At 54.4% G+C, this 5,923-nt stretch carries 5 protein-coding genes and 1 pseudogene; 1 reads left to right on the forward strand and 5 read right to left on the reverse strand.

The features are described from left to right. Nucleotides 1-70 (forward strand): hypothetical protein (locus RTW80_RS21935; protein ID WP_224452736.1); only part of this gene is annotated, 70 nt, incomplete at its 5' end. Nucleotides 71-234: 164 nt separating this feature from the next. On the opposite strand, the gene RTW80_RS21940 is transcribed toward RTW80_RS21935, so the two are convergent. From RTW80_RS21940 to RTW80_RS21960, 5 genes and pseudogenes are all read right to left on the reverse strand, one after another. Continuing rightward, on the reverse strand, nt 235-1,359 hold the full coding sequence (locus RTW80_RS21940) for an ABC transporter permease (RefSeq protein ID WP_001338727.1): 1,125 nt from the start codon (nt 1,357-1,359) through the stop codon (nt 235-237). Next, nucleotides 1,359-4,094 (reverse strand): ribosome-associated ATPase/putative transporter RbbA, encoded by a 2,736-nt coding sequence (gene rbbA, locus RTW80_RS21945; RefSeq protein WP_000149174.1) that lies wholly within the window; start codon nt 4,092-4,094, stop codon nt 1,359-1,361. Before rbbA ends, RTW80_RS21940 begins: the two co-directional genes overlap by 1 nt. After that, nucleotides 4,091-5,158 carry an HlyD family secretion protein gene (locus RTW80_RS21950; protein ID WP_033548487.1) on the reverse strand — a complete coding sequence of 356 codons (1,068 nt, stop codon included), beginning with the start codon at nt 5,156-5,158 and terminating at the stop codon, nt 4,091-4,093. The genes rbbA and RTW80_RS21950 overlap by 4 nt, the downstream gene beginning before the upstream one ends. Nucleotides 5,159-5,220: 62 nt before the next feature. After that, nucleotides 5,221-5,334 (reverse strand): protein YhiY, encoded by a 114-nt coding sequence (yhiY, locus tag RTW80_RS21955; protein WP_001296785.1) that lies wholly within the window; start codon nt 5,332-5,334, stop codon nt 5,221-5,223. A 189-nt stretch (nt 5,335-5,523) separates the two neighbouring features. Continuing rightward, nucleotides 5,524-5,850: pseudogene (locus RTW80_RS21960) on the reverse strand (DUF4049 domain-containing protein); the annotation flags it as partial. Nucleotides 5,851-5,923 lie beyond the last annotated feature (73 nt).

Genomic DNA, 5,923 nt, shown 5'->3' on the forward strand with positions numbered 1-5,923 from the left:
TAAGATGCGAAAAGCAGCCATGGACAGAAACTATCTGGCGTCAGTCCTTGCGGGGAGCGGGCTTTCGTAATCTTGCCCTGAATACAGGACTGAGTATCAAAAAGCCGGTTAACTGAAACTGTCCAGGTTTTGGGGGTCAGTTCATAAACGCCTTATCCGGCCTAAAAACAACTAAAATTCAATAAATTGCACCGATGCGTAGTCCCTATAAGCTTACGCATCGGGCAATTGTATTTACGCCATTGTCCCAATCGTCTTCCTGAATCGCAGCAGTGCAATGGTGAAAAACGCGCCGCCAATTGCCATCAGCGTCAGGAACTGCGGCCAGACGATTTCGAATCCGGCACCCCGGTAGAGGATGGCCTGCGCGAGGCTAACAAAGTGTGTCGTCGGCATGGTCAGCATAGTGTCCTGCACCATCTGCGGCATACTTTCGCGCGGCGTGGATCCACCGGAAAGCATTTGCAGCGGCAGCAGCACCAGAATCACCAGCAGCCCCAGTTGCGGCATTGAACGCGCTATCGTCCCCATAAAAATGCCGATTGACGTGGTGGCAAACAGACTGAGCGCCACGCCCAGCATAAACAGCGGGATCGAGCCTTCAATCGGTACGCCCAGTACACCTTTCACCATCAGCACCAGCGATAATCCCGATACCACCAGCACCACCAGCCCCATCGACCAGATCTTCGCCATCATGATCTCAAACGGCGTTATCGGCATCACCAGTAAATGTTCCACCGTGCCGTGTTCACGCTCGCGGATCAGCGCCGATCCGGTCAATACAATCGCCAGCATGGTAATGTTGTTGATGATCGCCATCACCCCGCCAAACCACGCGGGATCAAGGTTCGGGTTAAAGCGCATCCGGGTTTCCAGCGATACCAACGGTTCGCTGTTATCACGGTAGCGCGCGACAAAGCTGTTCACTTCACCGTTGATAATATTCTGGATATACCCATTGCCGGTAAATGCCTGGCTCATGCGCGTGGCATCGACGTTCACCTGAATATCCGGCTGGCGTCCGGCGAGGACATCACGCTGAAAATTAGGTGGAATATTTATCGCGAAGGTATAGCGTCCGGCGTCCAGTCCAGCATCCATCTCATCGGCGGTGATCATCTCCGGTGGCAAAAACCACGGACGATAGAAGCTGTTAACGATCCGGTTCGATAACTGCGATTGATCCATATCGGCAATGGCGATCGGCGCGAGGTTCAACGATCCTGGCGTAACGGTCGCTGACGAATACACCGACACCGTAAACGAGAAGACAATCAGCGTCAGCATCGCTTTATCACCGAGCAGACTGCGCAACTCTTTGATACCCAGATTAAAAATATTGCGTAAATGGCGCATCATCCCTCCTGTTTTTTCAGCAGCAGGATACTTAAGCCCATCACCAGCGGGATGGCTATCAGCAACGGGATAAAAAGTTGCCACAAATCAGTCAGATCCAGCGCTTTCGAGAACGTCCCGCGGGCGATAATCAGAAAATGACTGGTCGGGTAAACCTCGCCGATCCAACGTCCAGGCCCTTCCAGCGAAGCTACCGGATCGATCATCCCGGAAAACTGTGTCGCCGGGATCAACGTGATAATCGCCGTTCCGAAAATGGCGGCAATCTGGCTTTTCATAAAGGTGGAGATCAGCAGCCCCATTCCGGTGGCAATGATGATATACAGCAGCGCCGCCAGGGTGAGCGTCAGGAAACTGCCTTTATGCGGTACGCCAAACACAAACACCGACAGGCCGCAAAGCAGGAAAAAGTTCAGCATCCCCAGCGCGATGTATGGCAACTGTTTACCAAGCAAAAATTCACTACGCGTGGTGGGGGTCACGTAAAGGTTGATAATCGACCCAAGCTCTTTTTCCCGCACCACGCTAAGGGCGCTTAGCATTGACGGGATCATCATCAGCAGAAGCGGGATCACCGCCGGAACAATCGCTGGCAGGCTTTTTACGTCCGGGTTATAGCGATAACGCGTCTCAATGTTCATCAGCCCGCTTTGGCTGGCGGGTGTCGATTGTCGGCTCGCCACATCCTGAAGCCAACTCTGGTGCATTGCCTGCACGTAACCTTTTACCGTTTCGGCACGACTGGGCATCGCTCCGTCGATCCAGACGCCGAGTTCCACAGGCGTACCACGCGCGATATCGCGCCCGAAATTGGGCGGGATCTCAATCGCCACCGTGATATCGCCCGCACGCATCCGACGATCAAGCTCGTCATAACTGGTGAGCGGCGGCTGTTCGATAAAGTAACGGGAACCGGAGAGGTTGAGTGTCCACGCCTGGCTACTGACGGTCTGGTCGCGGTCGAGCACCGCAAAGCGCAGGTTTTCCACATCCATACTGATGCCGTAACCCATTATCAGCATCAGGATCACCGTTCCCATCAGCGCCAGCGTCGAACGTACTGGATCGCGTCGCAGTTCCAGCGCTTCGCGGCGGCTGTAGCTAAACAGACGGCGCAGGCTAAATCCCTGACGCGGCGCGTGGGTGGTGTCGTGTACCACGGGCGGCGCTTCGGCTTCGTTGCTCTGCCCTGCCGCTTCCTGCAAATAGGCGATAAATGCCTCTTCCAGACTGGCGGCTCCGCGTTTCTCAACCAGTTCCTGCGGTGTACCGCTGGCAAGCACTTTTCCGGCGTGCATCAGTGAGATGCGGTCGCAACGTTCCGCTTCGTTCATAAAGTGGGTGGAGATGAAGATAGTCACTTTGTCCTGGCGCGAGAGATCGACCATCAACTGCCAGAACATATCCCTCGCCACCGGATCGACACCAGAAGTAGGCTCATCGAGGATTAACATCTCCGGGCGATGAATCACCGCCACCGCCAGCGAAAGCCGCTGGCGAATGCCGAGCGGCAATGACTCCGGCAGAATATCTTCAACGTCGTTGAGCTTAAAACGCTCGCTCATTTCAGCCACTCTTGCGGGAATTTCCGCTTCCGGGATGTGAAACAAACGGGCATGTAACTCAAGGTTTTGCCGCACGGTGAGTTCGTTATAGAGCGAAAACGCCTGCGACATATAGCCCACCCGACGGCGGGTATCGATATCTTTTGGATCAACCGGTTGCCCGAACAGCCACGCCTCACCTTCGCTGGCGGGCAGCAGTCCGGTGAGCATTTTCATGGTGGTGGATTTACCGCAGCCGTTCGAACCAAGAAAACCAAAAATCTCCCCGCGTGGAATGCGGAAATTAACGTGATCAACGGCAACGAAGGAACCAAAACGCATGGTCAGATCGCGCGCTTCGATGGCAATCTCTGCGTTTTCAGGTTGATACGGTGGGATCACTACCGCCTGATGCGCCTGGCGTTGCGCTTGCGGTAACAGATTTATAAATGCTTCTTCCAGCGTAGCGCTTTGCGTTTGCTGCCGTAGCTCTTCGGCGCTGCCAGTTGCCAGCACTTCTCCGGCATTCATCGCTACCAGCCAGTCGAAGCGTTCGGCCTCTTCCATATAGGCGGTGGCGACCAGCACGCTCATATTGCTCTGCCGCTGGCGAATACTGTCGATCAGATCCCAGAACTGGGAGCGGGAGAGCGGGTCAACCCCCGTTGTTGGCTCATCAAGGATCAACAGTTCCGGGTCGTGGATTAACGCGCAGCACAGCCCAAGTTTTTGCTTCATCCCGCCGGAGAGTTTCCCTGCCGGACGATCGCGAAACGGTGCTAACCCCGTGCTGGTCAGCAGCTCATTAATTCGCACTTCCCGCTCCGCTTTGTCGTGACCGAACAGGCGAGCGAAAAAATCGACGTTTTCATACACCGACAAGGTGTGGTAGAGGTTTTTGCCCAGCCCCTGCGGCATCCAGGCGATGCGCGGGCAGACGTCTCGGCGATGCTTCGGGTCGTGCATATCGCCACCCAGCACCACCACATTGCCCTGCTCAATGACGCGGGCACCGGAAATCAGTGACAATAAACTCGACTTCCCGACGCCATCCGGACCAATCAGCCCGACCATGCAACGGGCCGGAATATCGAGAGTGATATTGTTCAGCGCAACGGTTTTTCCATAATGCTGGCTCACGCCCGCCAGTTGCGCGACAGGCGGGACGGGAACCAGTTCCAGATGCGTCATTGCGGCAACCTCACCACGAGGTCGTCAGGCCACGGAAGTTCTTCATTCACCCGCACCCACGCTACGCCCGGTAAACCGGTTTTGACATATTCCAGATGCTGCTGGAGTAATTCCGGTGGGATACGCGCTTTGACGCGGAACATCAGTTTCAGCCGTTCATCGCTGGTTTCGACGGTTTTTGGCGTGAACTGGGCGATACTGGCGACAAAACTGATGGTCGCCGGAATACGCAGATCTGGCGCGGCATCGAGGATCAGCCGGGCTTCACCGCCAAGTTTCAGCGTGCCCGCCTGTTCGGTTGGCAGGAAGAAAGTCATATAGACGTCGCTGAGATCGACCATATTCAGCACCCGACCGCCTGCCGCCAGCACTTCCCCTGGCTCGGCAACGCGATATTGTACGCGTCCATCACGCGGGGCTTTCAGTTCGCTGTCATCGATATCTGCGGCAATGCGCCGTTCAGTGGCTTGTGCGGCTTCGACGCGAGTTTGCGCCTGAATGATATTGGTGCGTGCCGCTTCTATAGCCGCTTTAGAAGCCGATACCTGAGCTTTCGCCGATTCCAGCGCAGCTCGGGCGCTCTCAGCGGCGGCGCGATCGTCATCCAGCTGTTGCGCAGAAATAGCCCCTCGTTGGGCGAGCGAGCGGGAACGCGTATGACGTTTAGCCACGGAGTCCAGTTCGGCCTGGCGTTGATTAACCAGCGACTGCGCGGCACGAGTTTCGCTTTGCCGTTGCTCCAGCAAAGCCTGCGCGGCAGCAACGGCACTTTGTGCTTCTTTGATTTGCGCGATGGCTTCCAGTCGCTGTTCCTGCAACACGCGAGTATCCATCTTCGCCAGCACTTCGCCTTCGCGAACAAACTGGCCTTCTTTCACCAGAATGGTGTCGATACGCCCGGCAATTTTGCTGGCGATATCCACTTCCGTCGCTTCAATGCGCCCATTGCTGACGGCAAAGCCTTCCGGCACACCTGCCGGGCGCAACAGCCACCACGCCACGATAGCCGCCACCGCCAGTAACCCGACAACCCACCACGCCAGATGGCGCTTACTCTTATCCATAATCGACCCGCCATAATCCCTGTAAGCAAACGACGCGTGTTACAACTGCCGCCGAACGACGTTCAGCGGATTCTTCCATCCGGGATAAGAAGGAAACGACAAATACGACCAGCGCGCAGAGCATTGAGCGCCAACGGGGAAGGCTTAGTGAAAACGGGTAGTAATGTTGTCATCATCAGCATTCCTGGCCGTAAATGAAACACGCATACTCATAAGTGTGATCTATAAAACTGGCTGACAAAACGGTATCCATCCTGTTGGATAGCGTTTCACGCCTGTTCAGTTGCAGGAACAGAGCATTCCTTTTTACGTTTTATCAACAGTCTCAACCAGATAGTAACATTAATATTCATGTTGTCTATGGTTCAGAGCTGTAACATTGTGCGCCTTCTGATCAAAGGCATAAGTCCATTTCTGTTTTTTTCATGCTGGTAAGACTTCCAGGGAGTGGTTATCTCAGGCCCTGCACCAGGGTTAATTTGGCAATTATGCATGCTGAACATTCTTCCAGCATGTTTACTGTCACGGGCGTTAAGACCTAAAACTGTCCCCGTTTCACCTATACATTCTCTTCCACCATTACCGTTATGTGCAACAACTTGATTTATACCTAACATTTGTGAGCATGCTAATAGTGCTTCAAGTTTAGGTCTGTAATCTGTCGAAACAGAAAAATAACGATTAAAGGATCGGGTGATGCTGCCAACTTACTGATTTAGTGTATGATGGTGTTTTTGAGGTGCTCCAGTGGCTTCTGTTTCTATC

It is taken from the genome of Escherichia sp. AM3, assembly GCF_032029835.1.
Taxonomy (GTDB): domain Bacteria; phylum Pseudomonadota; class Gammaproteobacteria; order Enterobacterales; family Enterobacteriaceae; genus Escherichia; species Escherichia coli.

Bases quoted from the DNA above. Each gene is read 5' to 3' on its own strand.
- rbbA (WP_000149174.1), bottom strand. From the start codon at position 4,094: ATGACGCATCTGGAACTGGTTCCCGTCCCGCCTGTCGCGCAACTGGCG.
- yhiY (WP_001296785.1), bottom strand. From the start codon at position 5,334: ATGATGACAACATTACTACCCGTTTTCACTAAGCCTTCCCCGTTGGCG.
- RTW80_RS21950 (WP_033548487.1), bottom strand. From the start codon at position 5,158: ATGGATAAGAGTAAGCGCCATCTGGCGTGGTGGGTTGTCGGGTTACTG.
- RTW80_RS21940 (WP_001338727.1), bottom strand. From the start codon at position 1,359: ATGCGCCATTTACGCAATATTTTTAATCTGGGTATCAAAGAGTTGCGC.